The 21,032-nt window shown below is 57.7% G+C and carries 5 protein-coding genes; all 5 read left to right on the top strand.

The features are described from left to right. Positions 1–77 precede the first annotated feature (77 nt). The 5 genes from ACQQZ8_RS14235 to ACQQZ8_RS14215 all read left to right on the top strand — a co-directional run bounded on the left by ACQQZ8_RS14235 (position 78) and on the right by ACQQZ8_RS14215 (position 21,019). Positions 78–4,229 (top strand): DUF4011 domain-containing protein, encoded by a 4,152-nt coding sequence (locus ACQQZ8_RS14235; RefSeq protein ID WP_431710461.1) that lies wholly within the window; start codon positions 78–80, stop codon positions 4,227–4,229. A 563-nt stretch (positions 4,230–4,792) separates the two neighbouring features. Next, positions 4,793–7,387, top strand: coding sequence for a helicase-related protein (locus ACQQZ8_RS14230; protein WP_431710460.1), 2,595 nt, complete (start codon positions 4,793–4,795; stop codon positions 7,385–7,387). Next, positions 7,387–12,051 (top strand): DNA methyltransferase, encoded by a 4,665-nt coding sequence (locus ACQQZ8_RS14225; RefSeq protein WP_431710459.1) that lies wholly within the window; start codon positions 7,387–7,389, stop codon positions 12,049–12,051. Before ACQQZ8_RS14230 ends, ACQQZ8_RS14225 begins: the two co-directional genes overlap by 1 nt. Further along, entirely contained in the window at positions 12,048–18,761 is a 6,714-nt protein-coding gene (locus ACQQZ8_RS14220; RefSeq protein WP_431710458.1) for a DEAD/DEAH box helicase, read from the top strand. The genes ACQQZ8_RS14225 and ACQQZ8_RS14220 overlap by 4 nt, the downstream gene beginning before the upstream one ends. Further along, positions 18,761–21,019: a 3'-5' exonuclease gene (locus ACQQZ8_RS14215; RefSeq protein WP_431710457.1), complete on the top strand. Its 2,259-nt coding sequence runs from the start codon at positions 18,761–18,763 to the stop codon at positions 21,017–21,019. Before ACQQZ8_RS14220 ends, ACQQZ8_RS14215 begins: the two co-directional genes overlap by 1 nt. Positions 21,020–21,032: the final 13 nt, after the last annotated feature.

Raw genomic sequence — 21,032 nt, 5'->3', positions numbered from 1 at the left:
ACGCTCAAACTGAAGTTAAACCCTGTGAACGGTGAAGCAGACAAGAATATCTCGGTGCATCGTCACAGTGATTTGTCGTGGATTTACGAAAGAAAACGATGCTTGATTCGAAGATAGCTGGACGTAGCAGCTCGACTGCAGTGGGCCGTGAAAAACAATGGAAAAACCAGTTACTGGACCTCACATTTCGAAATCGCCTGCTGAACTTTGTGCCTAGCACTAGGTTTCCGCTGGCGGTTCCCGGCGATTCCCTAACCGAATTTATCGAAATTCTCGAAAATGAGAAAAAATTCCGTCTGAGGGCATCTGGAGAGATTGCTATTGGATCGAAATCAGAAAAAATCCAGCGATTGGCTGATCCCGATCCGAAACGTCGTCATTCATTACTCACCTCACGCCGAATTCAAGTGCCCCTCGAGGAAAGCACTGCGACTCGCCGACTGCGCGCCCTTCAACGTGCAGCTCAAACGGAGACCCAGGAGACGGGCGCGAATAATTTATTTCTTGCAGTTGCAACCCTGCACTGGGAATTAAACGCAAAATTATATGTGTCGCCCCTCATTTTGGTACCTGCAACCCTGACGTCCGAGGCGAACGAAAAATTCGCGATCGAAATGGACGCTACATCAACGGTGCAAACGAACCTATGCCTTTTAGAAAAACTACGAGTGGAATTTGGGATTGATGCTCGAGAATTAAACGCTCAAGGCGATCAACGGGATGGGTTCAACGTCGAAAGTTATATAAAGAGCGTGAAAGACGCTCTGGTTCACACAGGAATCCAGTTCACAATACAACGATCCGTCGATCTGGCTATCTTACAGTTCTCAAAATTTCAGATGTGGAAGGACATTGATGAACATTGGGATGAAATATCACAAAATGCGGTAATTAAACATATACTAAACGGCGGCAATAAGAACTTTGTAAAAAAGGCTGGAAAATATAGCCTCCAAGCATCTCCCGATTTAGACATCCTGTCTGAAAAATGTCCGCTGCCTGCCGACGCTGCTCAGCTGAACGCAATTGATAAGGCTGTCTCAGGCGAAAGCTTTATCCTGGAAGGTCCTCCAGGTACAGGAAAATCTCAGACGATTACCAATATGATCGCCGTCGCGATCGCCGAAGGTAAGAGAGTTCTTTTCGTAGCCGAGAAAAAAGCGGCGCTCGAAGTCGTGAAACAACGGCTGAACTCAGTGGGCCTTGAAAATCATGTGCTCGATTTGCACGACAAGGACTCACGCATCATGAACGTGCGCCGTCAGATTCGTGTTGCACTTCAGTGCAAAAGTTCGGGCAAGGAAGGGCTCGGTACGGACCTGTCAGCCCGGTTGCAGGCCGTCCGCAGCGACCTTAATAATTACGCCAACAAACTTCACGAGAAGAATTCTCTCGGTTATTCGTTGTACAGCGCTTGGACGCAAAAGCTCGCTATTAACTCAGATGCCAGCTCTTCACGGATCAAGGGCTTGTCTCCGGTCCGGAATGACTACGTACGCAAAGCAACCCAGAAAAGCATTAAGGACCTCCGACAAAATTTCGAAAAACTTGCATCAATTGAGCCTGCAGCACGGCCTGCCAAGAAACATCCGTGGGGATTCATCGGGGCCGACTTATTGCCATTGAATGTAGGCCCGATCATTGACGCGAGCGCAGCTTATACAGAGGCATTAACACGGACACTTGCCCATCGACATGGACAACGCGTCGTGACGATCATCGAGAGCCTGAAATCATCGAATGATTTATTACTGATTAACCAGCTACTGCAGGTGAATCAGCCCACAAACTTTTTGAATAGCCTTGCAGAGCCGGGATGGCGAGGTGCAGCAGATGATTTATTAGAAGCTTTTCGTGCCTTGCTAGATTCAGTCACTCCGATTGGTCGTGTGTTTACGCGAGAAATCCTTGCCATCGATCTTGAAGAAGCTGCAGTAATAGCTGAGCAGGCTGCCCGCACCGGCTTCTTGGGAATAGGCCGCAAAAAGAAGATTCACGAAGGCATTCTTTCCCTAGGCTCCGCTTGGATTGGCACTGCGAAAGATGAAGCTTCCGTCCACGTGGCTTTGCGCATGGCACAAGCGCAACAGCTCAAAGCAGAAGATCTTCGTCAGCAACTCTTGCAGTTCCCGGGGTTGGAATCTTCGGCTCTTGAAATACAGATAGATGAGCGTGGCTACGAGTTGCTGACTCAGGTAATCCATGAGTTGTCGGAACTTGGAAATCTTTGGTCGAAGGCTCGTGAGCAGCTTACAGAGAAAGTGCTTTGTAACATAGAATTTCTCCTCGATCAGTCTAAATATCGTCAAGAAAGCTGGCGCCTGTTATCTGAGTATTCTGAAAAACATCAGAAGCTCCTGGTCGAGATTCCCCAAGGAATCGAAGCTATTTTCGCATGGTCTGGAAATAAATTCTTATCTGAATGTTGGCTTGACACTGGGTGGGAGCGTCGCACGGATTGGAACGCTGAACGTGATATCAAGGCATGGGTAAAGTTCCAACAGATCGCGCAGCAGCTATCGAGTGCAGTGTCTGAAGAAGCCATAACGCGTTTGCTATCAGGATGCTATTCGGCTGAGCAAATGATTAAAGATTTTGAAGTTGGGCTCGTAGAAGAGCTTCTTGCCGAACGCCTTGAAACTACATCGTTAGACAATTTCGATCCTGTGCGGCATGAACGAAAAATTACTGAGTTCAATCGGTTATCAAAGCTGAAGCGTCGTCAGGCCTGCCACTTAATTCCTGATGAAATCATACGCCGACGGGAAGAGTATAAGTCGGTGAACCATGCTCGTCTCAAACCCTTACGGGAAGCGATCAAGCCAGGACGACTGCGGACGCGCGAACTGATGAATGAGTTCTTTTATGTCATCACCCGAGTCACGCCATGCGTTTTATCAAGTCCAGACTCAGTCGCACGGTTCTTCCCCGCCGATAATGCGAGGTTTGATATCGTCATTTTCGACGAAGCATCTCAAATTCGCGTGGCAGATGCACTAGGCGCCATCGGGCGTTCGACCAGTGTTATCGTGGTCGGCGACAGTCAACAGATGCCTCCTACATCATTCGCGATGTCTTCAGCATCAACAGATCAGCAGAATTTTGACGAAGTCATTGTCGATGAAGAATCTATTCTCCAGGAATGTGAACAAGCGGGAATCCCCCGAATCTGGCTGTCTGGGCATTACCGGAGTCAATCCGAGTCACTTATTGCTTTCAGTAACCGGCACTTTTATGACAATCGATTGACTACTTTTCCTGCGCCCCGAAGTTTGCTTAACGGGAAAGAAGACTCCGGATACGGAATCAGCTTAGTACGTGTCGACGGGCATTTTCATAGAAGCAGTGAGATCGGCGTCGAAACACGTTTCAAACGAACGAATCCGGTCGAAGCACGTCGAGTCGTGGAAAATATTGCTAAGCGGTTCGAGGAGTCACGATTCGTGCTGCCTTCACTGGGCGTCATCACCTTTAACGCGCAACATCGGGATTTAATCGAAGACATGATCCGAGACCATCCAGATCCTCGAATGCTAGAAGCACTAGAGCTTGAAGATGGGCTCTTCGTCAAAAACTTGGAAAACGTCCAAGGCGACGAACGAGATACTATTTTCTTTTCGACTGCTTTTAGCCCAAACGACCGCGGCATTTTGCCATTGAATTTTGGTCCGCTAAATAACTCTGGCGGTGAAAGAAGGCTCAACGTTGCCGTAACAAGAGCTCGAAAAGAAGTAGTAGTTTTCTCGAGCTTTGCGCCTGAACAATTACGTACCGCTGAGTCTGAATCTCTGGGAATAAAACGGCTGCGCGACTATCTCGAATTGGCTCAGAAAGGCACTAGCGTCTTAGATATTAAGCAGGGAACCGCATATAGACTTGATCGGCACCGTGAAAATATTGCTCGAAAACTCCGTGCACGGGGGCTGCATGTTCAAACCGCTGTTGGACTGTCCCAATATAAAATTGATCTCGTTGTATCGACAGAGGAAAAACCTGAGGTTCCTCTGGTCGCAATTATCTTGGATGGCGAAGACTGGGCTGCACGAAGCACAGTTGCAGAACGCGATGGACTTCCCCAGCTAATCTTAGAAGGGGTGCTCGGATGGCCAGCGACTATGCGTATCTGGCTGCCGGAGTGGCTTAATAATCCGATTAGCGTCTGCAACAAGGTGCGTGCGGCCGCATTGGCCGCAGAACGGCAGATTGCTACACCACAAAGTTGGTATTGATCGGAACTTCTTTAGCCGATACTTCATAGCGCTAGCCTGCAGAGAATATAAACGGGTTCCGGGCACAAGGATGCAGCGTGTCGGAGCAATGCCGCCAGGGAACCGTTCATTGAATTTCTAACAAATCACTTGCGAAAATTATCGGGTACTTCAAATTAACAATTCAGCTTTCATCCAGTTTTTGGGTGTTTAAGTTTCAGGTAAAAATCGGCTCTGGCCTAAGATCAGGGTAGGGGAGTGAACCGATTTGTCGAATTTTAATCTCCTTTGACTAGAAGTAACGCATTGTTAGGGGAACCATGTCGGCTAGTGCTGTCGAACTGAATGCTGCACCGGGATCAGTTGTCCGTGTCCGGGACGAAGAATGGTTAGTAACGGCTACGGAACCTTCTGTAGATGGAAAGCTGATTCGGGTCCAAGGACTCACTGAACTAGTCCGCGACACCACAGCAACGTTCTATTCAGCGTTGGATGAGATCGACGTAGTGGACCCTAGGAATGCGACGGTCGTGGCAGATGACAGCCCGAGGTATAGGAAATCCCGGTTGTTCTTGGAAACGACCTTGAGGAAGACACCGACACCCCAATTTGATGATCACCTGACGGTGTCCACCGGGATGCTCGCTAACACACTCAAGTACCAGCAGATAGCTGTGCAGAAGGCGCTTGACCCGGCGAACGTCCGCCCCCGGATCCTGATCGCTGACGCCGTAGGACTGGGCAAGACCCTGGAAATCGGCATGATCCTGAGCGAACTGGTCAAACGCGGACGCGGCGACCGGATTCTGATCGTCACGCCTCGCCATGTGCTGGAGCAGATGCAGCACGAGATGTGGTGCCGTTTCGCGCTGCCGTTCGTACGCCTTGACTCCGCAGGCATCCAGAAGGTTCGACAGAAGCTTCCTGCGACCCGCAACCCGTTCACATATTACAAGCGGGCGATCATCTCCATGGATACGCTCAAGAGCGCCCGCTACCGTGCGCATCTGAGCAAGCTCCGCTGGGACGCGGTCGTCATCGACGAAGCGCACAACGTCACTAACGTGGGTGTGCAGAACAACGAGCTGGCCCGGCTGCTGGCCCCCAACACCGAAGCACTAATCCTGGCCTCGGCCACCCCGCACAACGGCAAGAACGAGTCCTTCGCCGAGCTCTTGCGCCTGCTGGATCCGACGGTGGTTCGCCCGGATGGTTCCTTCGACGTGAAGGATGTCGAGCGGCTGATCATCCGCCGTCACCGTCACAGCCCCGAGGTCGCCCAAGAAGTCGGCTCCGATTGGGCTGAACGCGCCGAACCTGATAATCGGCTGATCTCGGCCTCGGCTGCCGAGGACGCTGTCGCCAACGAACTATCCGAGGTATGGCTCTACCCGCAGCATGGCAGCTCGCCGTATTCGGGAAACACTTCCGCACTGTTCGGATGGACCCTGGCCAAGGCGTTCCTTTCCAGCCCGGCAGCATTGGTGGAGACCGTCACCGAGCGGTTGAAGAAGCTGAATAGTGCTTTGCCTTCCGAAGCCCGGGAAGTCGATGCGCTGACGCGGTTGCGTGCTTTGGCGGAAGCCTCGAACACCGGGAATTCTGCCAAGTACGATGAACTGGTCTCCTATCTGAAGGGGATTGATGTCGGCAAGGCTTCGCCAATGCGTGCGGTGGTGTTTGCTGAGCGCGTGGCTACGCTGAAATGGCTGAAGGAGAAGCTGCCGAAGGCACTGGGGCTCAAGCCGGAGAACGTGGGCATGCTCCACGGCGGGCTCAGCGATGTGGAGCAGCAGGAGATCGTCGACCAGTTCAAGCGCGGCAACTCTCCGCTGCGTGTCCTGGTGACCGGGGACGTGGCCTCGGAAGGCGTGAACCTGCACGCACAGTGCCACCACCTAATCCACTTCGATATCCCGTGGAGCCTGATCCGTATCGAGCAGCGCAACGGCCGCATCGACCGGTACGGGCAGAAGCACAATCCGCAGATCACCACGCTGCTGCTGGACCCGAACGATGAGCGCTTTTCCGGTGACTTGAAGGTCATCAGCCGGTTGATGGAACGCGAAAACGAAGCCCACACGGTGCTGCAGGACGTGGCCTCGTTGATGGGCAAGCATTCGGTTTCGCAGGAAGAAGAAGCCATCCGCGAGGTCCTGTTAGGGAAGAAGACCTTCGAAGAGGTGGTGCATGCCCCAGAGGACGCCGACGGGCTTGATGCGTGGTTCGCAGAATTCGATGTAGCCACCGAAACCGATGCTTCGGCGGTACCCAAGGTGCCGGTCGCGTCTCCGTTGGGATTGTATAAGTCTGATCTGGATTTCTTGGATGAAGCGTTGACCCAGGCGTTTGTGGAACCGCAGAAGAAGGTCGGCTGGCAGGTACATGCGGCGCACGGCATTGCCGAACTGGCACCTCCTGCGGATTTGCAGCACCGGCTGGGGCACCTGCCGCAGGATTACTTAAGCGAACGCAAGGTGGACAAGGCCCTGAAGATTGCGACTACCCGGGAGGCGGGGCAGCGCGAGCTGGATCGGGCCCGTGAATCGCAGGACAACATGTGGCCGGAGGCGCACTATTTGGGCCCGCTGCATCCGGTGCTTGACTGGGCCAGCGACCGGGCCTTGGCCGAGCTGTCGCGCAGCGAGGTGCTGGCGGTGCGCGGTGATGTGGATGCTGCGCAGGTACTGCTCATGGGCACGTTGATGAACCGGCGTGGCCAGGTGGTGTCCAAGATGTTCTACGCCGTCGAATTCCCCAACCCGGGGAACCCGAAATTCCAAGCCGTGCACCCCCTGCCTGATCTGGGTAGTTACTTGGCGGAGATCGGGTTGAGCAGCAACGCCGCGAACCCTGGCCCGGTCGCCGGAATCGAGCATCTGCAAACTCTGATCCCGTTGGCCGTGGATAGCGCGGGTTCTGCAATGGAGATGACGTTTAGCGCATCCGCAGCCCAAGCAACCTCCCGGCTCGAGGAATGGACGCAACGTGCCGCGCAGTGGCGGCAGCAGGCTGATTCCTTGGCTGAAACGACGAACGTGAAGAAGCAGCGCCAACGAGTGGAAGATGAGCAGCGGATCGCCGAATCCCTGGCTCCGGCGCAACGCCTGATCCGGCCCTTGCTGGTCGTGGTGCCGCGCGATACCCCTCGTGCTGACTCTTCGGAAGGAACGAACTAATGCCGTCATTTGACTCGATGATCGTCGGTGAAGACTGGATTAGTGAGCACTATTTCACCACTGACTCGACCAAGGAATCCTTCCACGGTGAAGTGCTGAAATTGCGCAAGGCCTGGGACGAGGACGCCAAGGCAGGGCATCCCACGGCATTGACCCGGTTTACCCAGGCACGCGGCGAGTTGCAGGTCCGCCTGGCCGAACTGATGGAAGCCCCGGCAGGTGCGGCGCATGCGTATGCGCTGCTGCGTACCGCGCTGGGGTTCAACGGCCCCACCGCGCAGTACGTGTCGCGACGTAGCGGCACCGAGACCGCCCTTGACCAGGTCTGGGCCAGCCCCACCGGCGAAGTGTTATTCATCGAGGCGGACCCGGCGGATTCGCTGGAGGATTTCCTCGGGCAAAGCAGGCCGTTGGGTCTGGTGAGCGTGGACGGCAAGCCCGATGCGCGCCCTGTGGCCAAGCATGTCTCGGAAATCTACCTGGGCGATCAGGCCCCGAATTTTGTGGTCGTGATGGCCGGCAAGTGGTTGATCCTCACCGAACCGGAACGCTGGGCCGAAGGCCGCTACCTGGCCGTGGACGTGCTGCTGGTCGCGGACCGCAACGACACCAAGCGCGGCCAGGAAGTGGACCGGTTCCTGGCCATCTTCGGTCGGGAATCGCTTTTGCCCTCGCCCGAAGGGGACATCTGGTGGACCGGGATCCTGGAAAGCTCGGTCAAGCACACAGTCGGGGTGTCCCAGGACCTGCGCGAAGGGATCCGCCGGTCGATTGAAATCATCGCCAACGACGTGCTCACCCGCCGCACCGCCCAAGGCCTGCCCCTGGACGAGGTAGATGGGCAGGAACTGGCGAAGCAATCGCTGCGTTTCCTCTACCGGATCTTGTTCCTGCTGTATGCCGAGGCGTCCCCGGAACTCGGGGTCCTGCCTGTCGGTGTCGGTGAATACAACGAAGGCTACGGTCTGGATCGGCTGCGCGAACTGACCCTGGTGGAGATCCATGAGGACAGGTCACGGCGGGGCACCCATATCTATCAGTCCCTGAACGGGCTATTCAAGCTCGTAGATAAAGGACACACTCCGAAGGCCCATGGGAAGAAGAGCGCTGAAAACGAGGGGCTGCGGTTTGACGCTTTGAAGGCGGACCTTTTCGCCGAAACCGCGACGTCCTTCATCAACGAGGTGAAGCTGTCGAACAGCGCTTTGCAGCGGGTGCTGCAGCATCTGCTGTTGAGTAAGGAATCCAAGGGCAAGGACCGCGGGTTCATCTCGTACGCGGAGCTGGGCATCAACCAGCTCGGCGCCGTGTATGAGGGTTTGATGTCCTACACCGGATTCATCGCCGAAACGGACCTGCACGAGGTCGCGAAGAACGGGGACGCGACCAAGGGCTCGTGGGTGGTGCCCACCGACCGGTCGGCCTCGATTGACTCGAAGCATTTCATCAAGATCCGCAACGAGCGCACCGGCGAACCGGAAACCGTGGTGCACCCCAGAGGCTCCTTCGTGTTCCGCCTGGCTGGGCGTGAACGCCAGCAGTCTGCTTCCTACTACACGCCGGAAGTGCTGACGAAGTTCGTTGTCTCCCAGGCGCTGGAAGAACTCCTGGACCAAGACGGGGAAATGACCGCTGCCGATGACATCCTGGCGTTGACGGTGTGCGAGCCGGCGCTGGGTTCTGGCGCGTTCGCGATCGAGGCGGTCCGCCAGCTGGCTGCCGAATATCTGAAGCGCAAGCAGGTGGAGCTTGACCGGAAGATCCCGGCGGACCAGTACCCACAGGAGTTGCAGAAGGTCAAGGCCCATATCGCGTTGCACCAGGTGCACGGGGTGGACTTGAACTCCACCGCGGTGGAACTGGCCGAAGTGTCTCTGTGGCTGGACACCATGACCAGCGACCTGCAGGCCCCGTGGTTCGGCATGCGGTTGAAGCAGGGCAACTCGCTGGTCGGAGCCCGGCGGGCGACGTATTCGGTGCAGGCAGTGAAGGCGAAGGCTTACCTGTCGGAGGAGCCGCAGGCGAACCCGCTGACCGGGCTGGTGGCCGCGCTGGACGCGGAGACTACCGATCCGGCCGTGGACGGGCGGATCCACCACTTCCTGCTGCCCGGGGAAGGGTGGGGCGCTGCGGCGGATGCAAAGGAAGTCAAGGACATCGCCGGCCCGGAGCAAAAAGAGCTGAAGGCGTGGGCGAAGAGCACCCGCCTGGCGTTGAAGAAGACGCAGATCGACCGGCTGGTCGCCTTGTCTGAACGGGTTGAGGTGCTGTGGAAGGTGGCCCTTCGGAGGCTGCAGGTTGCCGAGCAGCAGGCCGCCCGTTTTGTGAATTACTGGCCAGGTGAGCGCCCGCAACAGGCAACATCAGTGAGTCGCGCCGAGATCGAAGCTGCACTGACTGATCCTAAGGGCGCGTATCAGCGGTTGAAGCGTGTAATGAACGCGTGGAATGCGTTGTGGTTCTGGCCATTGACGGAAACGTCTGTCACCCCACCGAGCATTGATGAGTGGATTGACGGGCTAGAAGGGATTCTTGGCCGACCTTATTCAACGGTATCCAAGATTGCGCCCAAGAAGTTTGGTCACACCGAAGGACAGACCAGCGCACTGTCGTCGGCAAGCTGGGGCGACCTGCAAACCTTCGAAGCGTTCGACTACCCGCTGGCCGGCATGCGCGACGCCCGGGAACTCTCCGCGGAGCATCCATGGTTGGCAGTTTGCGACCGGATAGCTGGAGATGAAATGCCTGCAACGGAGATCGATGCCAAGCGAGGCCAACAGCGGGCGTTCTTCCATTGGGAACTTGAATTCGCTTCCGTGTTCGGCCGCGGTGGTTTCGATCTGCAGGTCGGCAACCCGCCCTGGGTGCGCCCACGCTCAGACGAAGCAGCCCTGTTAGCTGAACATGACGCATGGTGGCAACTGGCAGAGAAACCTACCCAGGCCTTGGTGCGCCAAAAACGTGAACAAACGCTGGCGTTGCCGGGGGCCCGAGACGCTTTTGTCGACGGTGCGGTGCCGACATCGGTACTCGCGACATTCCTTGGAGCCTCGTCGCAATATGGGCTGCTAACAGGTCTCCAACCTGATTTATACCGGACGTTCATGATGCGTACCTGGCGAAATACTTCCTCTTCTGGGGCAATTTCGCTCATTCACCCAGGTTCGCACTTCACCGAGAAGAAGGCGCATCATCTGCGTGCGGAGACGTACCGCCGCTTGCGTCGTCATTGGGCATTCCGTAATAAGAAGAAGCTCTTCGCTGAGCTGACCGATCAGCTCGAATACGCGATTCATGTATACGGCGCTGAGCAAGAATCTCCCAAATTTGTCATGGCGGCTTCTCTATATGTACCCGCTACTGTTGAAAGCTCATTCCTGCATGATGGCAGCGGAGAAGCTCCAGCATTGAAGACCGCCAGCGGGGCTTGGGACACGCGTGGACATTCCGAACGACTCGTGCATGTTGACTTTGACGTGTTGAAGGTCTGGGCCGACATCCTCGACGAGCCCGGCACCCCTCCGTTGCATGCGCGGATGGTGTACCCGGTCAACCGGGCGAGCATGAACGTGCTGGAAAAGCTGAGCAAGGCCCCACGCGTCCGCGAACTCGGACTGCAATACTCTTCCGGATGGCATGAAACTGCTGACCGGAAGAAGGGGTATTTCGAGGTCGGGTCTAAGATCAATGACTCGTGGGATGACGTGATTCTGCAGGGGCCGCACTTTAGCGTGGCGAACCCCTTCTCTAAGCAACCCCGAAAAGTTGTCAGAAGCAATAATGACTGGGATGAGATTGATCTTGAAGCGCTGTCGGAGGATTTCATTCCCCGCACCAGCTACCAGCCCGTACGCGACGGAAATGTCGACTACGACCACGACTACACGAAATGGGACGTCGGCGGAGAGCTGACATCGGCCCACGAGCACCTCCGCCTGGGGTGGAGGCGTATGGCAGGTACATCTGGAGTTCGTTCCTTGAATGTCACTTTGCTCCCGGTTGGCGCGACTCATGTAAATACAGTTGCATCGGGTGGTTTGCCCACATCTGGTGGTGATCAGAAGCTGATGGAACTGTTTGGAGTGTTTTCTACTATTCCACTGGACTTCGTGGTAAAGACGGCCGGAATAGGCGATTTCTATCCATCGGTCATTGAGATGTTGCCGTTTGCTTCGGAACATCATTTACAACCTGAAGTTGCTAAACGAGCAGCCCGGCTGCTGTGCTTGACATCGGCCTATTCAGATATTTATGAACTCGTAGTGCACGAAAAATGGGCATTAGATACGGCACTTAAGGTGGCTGTAGAGCGTCGTCGGGTGCAGATCGAATTAGACGCCTTGGTAGCTATAACTTTTGGGATTGATATAGACGAGCTTTGTACGATCTACCGTACCCAATTCCCGGTCTTGCGCGGCTATGAGCAGAATGACCTCTATGATGCCAACGGACGCAAAGTCCCGGGCGAGATGAACAAGCTCTACCGTCAGCGCGGTGAAGGCCTATCTGTTGAGGAACGCACCTGGGTTCATCCGCAGAGCAACGCGAAGTACGTTTTCGAGTTCCCGTTCCAGGGCTTCGACCGTGAAGAGGACATGCGTGCCGCGTACGCGCACTTCGAGAAAATGCTGGTACAGGAGCCGGCCGTGGAGTTGATCAAGTGAGCGAACTGCTCCCCACCGTACGCGCCCGGGACTTCCAGCGGGGCTTGTCGGATTATTTGGCGACGACGTTCGCATTGACGGATGGCACTGCGCAGGCGGCGATGAAGGACTTCCTTGGCCACCCGGAGGACGGGCTGTTCAAAGGTCCCTATGTGCGGTTGCGTCTGCCGTTCGAGCCGGCGCAGGCCGGCTGGCGTGACTCACTCGATTGGTATGAGGGCTTTGACCCTTACGGGCACCAGGCGCGCGCGTTCGCCCGGTTGACCAGCAAGGTTGCTGGGGGTGGGATGCGCAGACCACAACCCACATTGGTGACCACGGGTACGGGTTCGGGTAAGACCGAGGCGTTCTTGTACCCGATCCTGGACCACGTGCTGCGGGCGAAGAAGAACGGCGTCACCGGGATCAAGGCCCTGATCCTGTACCCGATGAATGCGTTGGCCAACGATCAGTCCAACCGCCTGGCCAAAATGCTCACCTCGCATCCGGCCTTGTCCGGGGTCACCGCGGGCATCTACACAGGGCAGCAGGAAACAGTCCGCACCCGGGTATCGGCGGAGGGGCTGATCAACGATCGGGACGTGTTCCGTGCCGACCCGCCGGATATCTTACTGACTAACTACAAGATGCTGGACATGCTGCTGTTGCGTCCGCAGGACGCACTCATCTGGAAGAAGTCGGCCACCAGCCTGCAGTACGTGGTGCTAGATGAATTCCACACCTATGACGGGGCGCAGGGCACGGATGTGGCCATGCTGCTGCGCCGCCTGGGCTTGACGCTGAAGAGCCATTGGCCCGAGGAGCTTGACGACCACCCGGTGCTGGGTGAGGAGGATCGGGAACGGCCGTTGGGTCTGGTGACGCCGGTGGCGACCTCGGCCACGCTGGGCAGCAAGGGCGACCCGGACGCGATGCTGCAGTTCGCCGCCACCGTGTTCGGCGAGGAATTCGATGCCTCCGCGGTGATCACCGAAACCCGCCTGTCCGCCGAGACATGGTGCGGCACCGGGGTAGAGGCGGATCATTACACCCTGGAAGATATAGCGGCACTATTGCCCGATTTCGGACCGCGGATCCGCGAGGCCTACGACGTCTCGCCGGTCGACGCCGAAGACGACAACCAGCAGACCCTGGCACCGGGACTGGTGCAGGTCGTCGCGGGCATGCTGTTCCGCGAAACCCCCGCGGACCTCGCTCTGGCGTTGCGGCGCCACCCGTTGACGGCGGTGATCCTGAAACACACCGGCGAAGCGATCTCAGTGGAGGTCCTGGCCGCGCGGATATTCGGTCGGCAGCTCCGGCTGGGCGATGCCACGCTGACGGATGCCACGGACTACCTGACTGCGGTGCTGGCGCTGTTCAGCCACGTGCGGGCCAACGGCGGACGCTCAGAGCTGACTGTGGAAACGCACTTATGGATCCGGGAGATGTCCCGGGTGGACGCGGCCGTGGATCCGACCCCGAGGTTCCGCTGGTCCGATGACGGGGTGGACCAGTCCGAGGACACGTTCTTCCCTGCCCTGTATTGCCGGCACTGCGGCAGGAATGGGTGGGCAGTGCTGTTGGCGCCCACCGGTACGGATCTGGAGTTGGATGATTCGAAGATCCGCACCGCGCGCTTGGCGAAGAACGGCCGGTTCCGTGCACTGATTTCTGCCGCTAATGAGGCAGACATGCTCGAATATGGCAAGGACGGTGCCTCCGAAGTGCAGGGGCTGCGCTGGCTCCATACGGTGAACCGGACTCTGTCCAAGCAGACCCCATCCGAGGACGACCCGGATCTGAGCCGAGGGCTGATTATGCCGGTGTTGATGCTCGACGGTCCGGAGGCCGATGACCAGTCGACCAACGACACTTGCCCGTCCTGCCTGGCAAAGGAAGGGATCGCGTTCATCGGTAGCGCGGTCGCCACGATGCTGTCGGTGACGATCTCCAACCTGTTCGGCGCTGAAAGCCTGGATTCGGGGGAGAAGAAGGCGCTCGTGTTCACCGATAGCGTCCAGGATGCGGCGCATCGGGCCGGGTTCGTGCAGTCCCGCTCCCATACGATGCTGTTGCGTACGGCGCTGCGCCGTGCCCTGGATTCGGGCCCGGCGACGCTGGCAGAACTGGTGGACACGGTCATTTCCACGGCCAACACCCCGGAGGAGCGGTTCCAGTTGATCGCCCCGGAATTCGTGGATCGCGACCTGTTCAGGCCGTTCTGGGATCCGCAGGCTGATCCGCAAGCGCAGCTGCGGGCCCGGCGGGCGGCGAAGAAGCGGCTCTTGTTCGATGCGGCGCTGGAGTTCGGGCTGCAGTCCCGCACCGGCCGTACGCTGGAGCTGACCGGCAGCGTGGTGGTGGAAACCGATGCGGGCAGCACGGCGCGGATCACGTCGCTGGCACGCCGCGCGTTCGAGCAGTCCCAGCAGCAGGCGGCGTTCGAAGGCCTTGCACCGTCGGATCGTCAGCTGGCGCAGTGGGTGCGCGGCACCCTGGAACGTGTGCGTATCCGTGGCGGCATCCAGCATCCGTGGCTGGGCAAGTACATCCAGACCGATGGCAAGCGTTACCAGATCTGGGGCGGGCGTGCGAAGCATGAGGGCATGCCGGCGTTCCCGACCGGCCGTTCCACCCCGGCGTTCCCACGTCTGGGGAAGGCGGAAGCAGGGACGGAGAACCTGGACCCGGTGACCTCGGCGGGCAGCTGGTACTCCCGCTGGACCGAACGGACGCTGCAGGTATCCCGGGCGGAGAGCGGCTACCTGGCCAAGGCACTGATCATGGCACTGGTGGATGATGGGGTGCTGGGCAGTTCCACCACCGGTTCCGGGGCGAACGTGTATTGGCTTGATCCGGAGAAGATTGTGCTGGGCACCCCACGGGTTCAAGATGTCGTGTCGGGGCAGCATGTCCTCGCCTGCGATACGTGCAAGGCGATCACCCCGGGCAGCAGCACGGTCATTGACCAGTTGGAGTCCGGGCCGTGCCTGCTGGTGCGTTGCTCTGGCACGTTGAAGCGCCACCGCGGCGAGGACCGCAACTACTACCGGGACCTGTACGCCTCGAAGCAGACCAAGCGCGTGGTGGCCCGCGAGCACACCTCGTTGCTGGATGTGGACAAGCGCCTGCAGTACGAACGCGAGTTCCGCGACGGGGCGAAGAACCCGGACGCACCGAATGTGCTGGTAGCGACCCCTACCTTGGAGATGGGCATCGACATCGGCGACTTGTCCTGCGTCATGCTCGCCTCCTTGCCGACGTCGGTGTCCTCGTACTTGCAGCGGGTGGGTCGTGCGGGCCGCCTGACCGGTAACTCGTTAGTGTTGGCGTTCGTGCGTGGCCGCGGCGAACATTTGCCAAAGTTACATGATCCGTTGTCGGTGATCAACGGCGAGGTGCGGCCTCCGGCGACGTTCTTGGATGCGGAGGAGATCTTGCAGCGTCAGTATGTGGCGTACCTGGTGGACCGGTTCGCCAGGGACTCATCCCGCCCGCATCCGAAGGATGCGGTGCAGGCCTTGGGCAAGGTGGAGCCGGGCACGTTCATCGGGGATTTGATCCAGGATTCCAGCGAGCATTCAGCCGAGTATTTGGAAGGGTTCTGCGCCCAGTTCTCCGAGCACCTGTCCACAGAGAGCCGCGAGCGGCTCAATGCCTGGGCCAGCGAAGGCCCCGAGGGGGAGCCGAGCGGGTTGGCCCGGCACGTAGTGCGGGCCGCGCAATTGTGGAACGCGGATGTGGCGGAACTGTCCGAGCGGCGGCAGCAGATAGAACTAGCACTTCCGGAGCTGGAAGAAGCGATTGCCCGAACTCAGCAGTTGGGCGACGACGACCGGGATGACCAGCAGGCGCTGCGCACCGCGAAGGCGACCCTGGGGATGCTGCGCGGCCAGCTGAAGGAGCTGCGTGGCGGGTATTGGATTTCGGTGCTGGAAGCCTACGGGATCCTGCCGAACTACACCCTGCTGGATGATTCGGTCACGTTGGATGTGGGGTTGTCGTGGAAGGACGCGGACACCAACGAATTCCAGACCGATGCGTTGAGCTATGAGCGCGGCGCCTCGGTGGCGTTGGCTGAATTGGCGCCGGGTGCCACGTTCTATGCCCAGGGCATGGAAGTGCTCATTGACGCGGTGGATCTGGGACCGCAGAACAGCCAGATCCAGCAGTGGCAGCTATGCCCGCAGTGCGGATGGGCGAAAACAGACCTGGCTACCGGCAGTGCGGCGTCGACCTGTGTGCGGTGCGGCAGTGCCGGGATCGCGGACATGAGCCAGGTGCTGGACGTGGTGGTGATGAAGAAGGTCTCTGCCGAGGTGCGCCGGGACGAGGCGTCCATTGGCGACCGCCGGGAGAACCGGGTGCGTGAGCGGTTCAGCATTGTCGCGGCCGCGGATATCGATCCGCAGCATGTGCAGCGCTCCTGGTTCCTGGAAGGCTATGACTTCGGCGCCCAGTACCTGAACCGGGTGGAGATTCGCTGGATCAACGTGGGCAAGCAGGCAGCGTTCGGCACCACCCGCACGATTGCCGGGGACGAGATCAAGACCCCGTTGTTCCGGGTCTGCGCGCATTGCGGGCAGCTGGACCAGTCCGCGAAGGAGAATAGTCCTACGGAGCACCGGTACTGGTGCAAGTATCGCAAGGCCGAGGAAGAGAACGTCAAGGAAGTCGCGTTGGCTCGAACCCTGGGCACCCAGGGTGTGGTGCTGCACCTGCCGTTGGATGCGACGCTGGGCGATGATTTCTCGGTGCCCAGCTTGCAGGCTGCGATCCTGCTGGGGTTGCAGAAGGTGCTCGGTGGGGCCCCGGATCATCTGGCGGTAGTCCGGATCAGCGATCCGACCATTGACCAGGGCCGGCTGGCGCTGCTGCTGCATGACAAGGTACCCGGCGGCACCGGATATCTGGCCCGTTTCGGCGACCCCCAGCGGGTCTGGGAGCTGTTGGAAGCAGCTTGGAAGACCGTCTCGGAGTGTCCTTGCCGGGAGGAAGAACGTCTGGCCTGCCATAACTGCTTGCTGCCGTACGCGGATCCGTGGACGATGGATCATACGGCGCGGGCGACCGCCGAACGATTGCTGGGCAAGATCCTGCGGGCCGGGCGCAGCGATGCGCCAGAAGCGGCCCCGTCCTTCGCTACGGATTGGACGGTGACCCAGCAGGCCCCGCAGGCCACGGCCACGGTGGAGTCGTTGCTGGAACAGCGGTTCCGACAGGCCTTCGTGACCCGATTGAAGGACTCGGGGGCGTATTACAAGATCGTCCCCGGCACGGATGCCGATACCATCAACTTCCGCATTCCGGGCCAGCCGTACACGTGGCAGTTGATCCCGCAGGTGGACCTGCAGGGAACCCGCCCTGATTTCCTGTTGAAGGCGCCGGACCCGAATATTCCGGACTTGGCGATCTATACGGATGGGTATCAGTTCCATGCGTCGCAAGAGCATAACCGTTTGGCTGATGATGCGGTCAAGCGTGCTTCCTTGCGTGAGCAGGGGATTATTCCGTGGGCGGTGACTTGGCAGGATGTGGAGGCGTTCAGCAGCCCTGAGAGTAAGGGCGAGCTGCCGGTGTGGGCTGATGCCCAACTCAATCTGAAATTGCAGGCAAAGTTTTCCCCGTCGGCTTCGTTGATGGCGCTGATTTCCCGGGATGCGATGACCCAGCTGTGGCATTGGATCCATGAACCTGATACGCAGGTGTGGGGCAAGTTCTCTGATCTGGTGCCATTCATGCTGCGCCAGGCGGGGGCGGGGAAGACGGACCCGGACGCGGTGCCGCAGCTGGCCCAGGCCCTGGCCCGTGGCGAGCAACTCATCCCGGCAGCAGGAGAAGCCGTGTATTGGACACGCAGTCTGGGATTTGCAGCGTTCGTCTGTGCGGCTCCGGGCACATCCCCGGCCACGTTTGCGGTGGGTTTGTGCCTCGAAGACAGTAATGAAGCGGTAGCCGACGCCGGGTTCGTGGCGTCGTGGCGTGAATGGTTGCGACTGTCGAATCTGATGGCATTCAAGGCCGTGGGGCTTTCCATCACTACGGTAAATCAGGATGTGGCTGGCGATTCGTTGGAAAAGCAGTCGGTTCGCAAGGGCCACGTGGAGCTACCTGCCGGATGGGAAGGCCTACTGGAAGAGGCTCTGGAAGACGAACGAGTGCTGCTCGCGGACCTGGCCAAGGCCGGTGTCAGCGCGCCACCGGTACTTGGGCTGGAATCAGCAACAGGGTATGTCTTGTCCCTGGGCTGGGCCGAGCAGCGTATCGGCGTGCTGCTGGAGAACGATCCCGAGGCACAAGCCGCGTGGGAGTCCGAAGGATGGCAGATCCTGGGACCGGAAGTATCAGCGATCGCAGCAGCATTGGATACGGCAGCACCGAGTGAGACCGCCGCAACGCCAGGTGAACCAGAAGGTTCTCAGATGGGCACCACAAGCTCTGAGACTGTCAGGTTGGCACCGGTTTGGGTCTCGTTGCTGGAAGATGCCTTAGACAATGAGCAGAAACTACTCACCGAACTTGCCACCGCAGGCTTGGAGACTGTGCCTGAATTGGGTGCGGAGATCGGAGACGGGTATCCAATGATGCTGGTCTGGGAAAGCCAGAAGATTGCGGTTCGCTACGAAGGCGAAGAGGCACCGCAAGAACTTGAATCCGCTGGGTGGATCATTATTGCGCCACAGACTGAACTCATCCTTGAATCATTGACTGGAAAAGGGATTAAATAATGCCCGGAATTATTTTTGCTAAGACTAAAGACAAGCTGGATAACTCAGTAAAGCCAGCTGTCATGAATTTTCTGGAAAAACTCCAGAACGATGACTCATCACCGGGCCTTCACATAGAGCCGCTAAAGAATGTGACTGATACGCGAGTACGCACCGGCCGCGTCAACGAAATGTGGCGCGCTGTTCTCTTCCGTTTGGAAACAGGAAAGACTCCAACCTATGTCTACTACGGAACCTGGCCGCATGATAAAGCCATAGAGGTAGCCAGCCGTAGTACCCTGCAGATGAACCCAGTCTTTGGGATCCCAGAGATCATCGAACAGACAATGCCGGACCCGCAGGCCCCAGCATTCGTGCATTCAATTACAGCCCCTGCCACTGTTCCTCCTACTCCACCGACAACCTGGAAAAATGGCTTGGTGGAACGCGGGTACAACCTACTCTTCCTGATTGATACCGCTGGTCTTGACGCACAGATTGCTAATAAGGCCTTAAACGCTAAGACGGCGCCGGAGTTTCACAAAGTCACAGATAAAGCACCTGATTGGCAGGGGCTTCTCATACTCGACCTCGCTTCAGGGGTAAGCCTTGAAGATAGCAAACGGGACTTAGGGCTAGTTGATCAGCGTGATCATCCAGAAGAAGCAACTGATGGACAGACAGACGACGAGAAGCTAATTGCAGGGTTCGACAAAGAAGCTGCGAAGCTGCAGTTTGCTTTCATTGGGGATGCTCCGGACGCATTACGTGAAGTCATCGAAGGTGGGAATGCCGATGCTTGGCGCACCTTCTTGCACCCAGAACAGCGTCGATATGCAGATGGCTCATGGAATGGGCCATTCCGTCTAACTGGCGGAGCTGGAACCGGTAAAACTGTGGTGATTTTGCATAGGGCGAAGGCCTTGGCGCAGCGTAATCCTGAGTCTCGAATTATTCTGACTACATTTACCCGTACCCTCGCTTCTTCGTTGAGCAGTAGTCTGCTGAAACTGGATTCAGATTTGAAGCTTGCCAAAAACTTAGGCGATGCAGGGATCTACACCAGCGGTATCGATGCATTAGCTCTGCAGGTATTTAATGCGGCAAGTGCATCTGAACGCAAAGATGCGCTGAGAGCGGTCCTTGGTGAGGGCCATTCAACAGCAGATCTTCGCCCCGGCAATGGTGTTTCGAACCCATGGAAGGAAGCGATCCAAAACACCGATCATGGATTGGACTTAGAACTCGCAAATCAGACTTTCTTGGAGCAGGAATATACCTCCGTTGTCCTCGCGAATTTTGTCGCTACTCGTGATGGTTACGTAAAGGTGCCTCGTGTCGGGCGCGGAACCGCTTTGACGAGGCCTAAGCGCTTGGGTGTATGGAAAATTATTGAAGCGTATCGCCAGAACCAGCGCATTAGCGAGAATATTTCCTTCCCAGAATTAGCAGCTGCTTCAGCTTACCTGCTAAAGCAGAGGACAGCTGCAGGAAAGCCAGCCTTTGCTGACCATGTACTGATTGATGAAGCACAAGACCTGCACGCTGCGCACTGGTTGTTCCTGCGAGAATTGGCAGGAGAAGGCAAGGATGATCTATTCATTGCCGAAGACTCGCATCAGCGTATTTACGGCCAGAAAGTCCCACTGTCCCGCTACGGTATCGCCATCGTCGGACGCTCACGTCGCCTGTCCTTGAACTATCGCACAACGGCGCAGAACCTCGAGTATGCGGTCAGCATGCTCAAGGGCGCAAACATTGAGGATCTTGAGGGCGAAAACCAAGATTCTAAAGGCTATCACTCAGCACGAAGCGGCCCTAACCCAGAAGAAGCCGGGGCAAAATCCCTGGCCGATGAGCTTGACGTCGTTGCCAAGCATATTCGGCAGTGGAAGGCACAAGAAGTACCTGGAAACATGATCGGCATTATTGCTCGTACCAAGCATCAGCTGCAGAAACTACAAACTGGTTTAGCTGAACGAAAACTTGAAGTCAGGGACGTTGACTATCCAGGAGACGGTACCGCACCGCTGTACATGACGATGCACCGCGCTAAAGGTATGGAATTCTTCAAAGTCATCTTGTTCGGGATTAACGAGTCGAACGTTCCGCTTGCACTGGCGACTACTGGCCTGGCCGAAGCGGAAAGAAACGATGGGTTGCTGCGCGAACGGTCGTTGCTTTACGTGGCGGCGACTCGTGCTCGCGACGAGCTAGTAGTCAGCTGGAGCGGAACTCCTTCGGAACTGTTGCCGGCAGCTAACTCTAAAGTGTCCTAACGGTGGTCTAGCC

Origin of the sequence: Glutamicibacter uratoxydans (assembly GCF_050753455.1) — a bacterium.
Lineage (GTDB): Bacteria > Actinomycetota > Actinomycetes > Actinomycetales > Micrococcaceae > Glutamicibacter > Glutamicibacter uratoxydans_A.
Note: the sequence above shows the minus strand (reverse complement) of the source record. Positions and strands in the feature narration are given on the sequence as shown.

What these genes read in the sequence shown, in the direction of transcription:
- ACQQZ8_RS14225 (WP_431710459.1), top strand. Translation starts at nt 7,387, where the DNA reads ATGCCGTCATTTGACTCGATGATCGTCGGTGAAGACTGGATTAGTGAG.
- ACQQZ8_RS14215 (WP_431710457.1), top strand. Translation starts at nt 18,761, where the DNA reads ATGCCCGGAATTATTTTTGCTAAGACTAAAGACAAGCTGGATAACTCA.